Origin of the sequence: Massilia agilis, assembly GCF_024756255.1 — a bacterium.
Taxonomy (GTDB): Bacteria; Pseudomonadota; Gammaproteobacteria; order Burkholderiales; family Burkholderiaceae_D; genus Telluria; species Telluria agilis.
This window is the reverse complement of the sequence record NZ_JANUHB010000031.1, coordinates 1-257: the sequence shown is the minus strand read 5'-3', so window position 1 is coordinate 257 and position 257 is coordinate 1. Positions and strand designations below refer to the sequence as shown.

At 63.4% G+C, this 257-nt stretch carries 1 protein-coding gene; it reads left to right on the top strand.

Annotated features, from left to right (window positions below):
- Window positions 1-257 (top strand): cadherin-like domain-containing protein (locus tag NX774_RS23335; RefSeq protein WP_258824692.1); only part of this gene is annotated, 257 nt, incomplete at both ends.

Genomic DNA, 257 nt, shown 5'->3' with positions numbered 1-257 from the left:
ACCGTCACCAGCGCGCCGGGCAAGGGCACCATCAAGGTCAACGGCACGGCTGCGACCTCGTTCACGCAGCAGGACGTTATTGACGGCAAGGTGAGCTACACGGCCAACAGCTACGGTAGCGATCAGAGCGATACCTTCAGTGTGTCGGTCTCGGATGGCGCCCTGACGGATGCGAAGCCTGTTGCAGTGACCATCACCTCGGCCAACGTCGCACCGACCAGCACTGGCGGCGCCGTCACTACGGCCGAGGACACCAA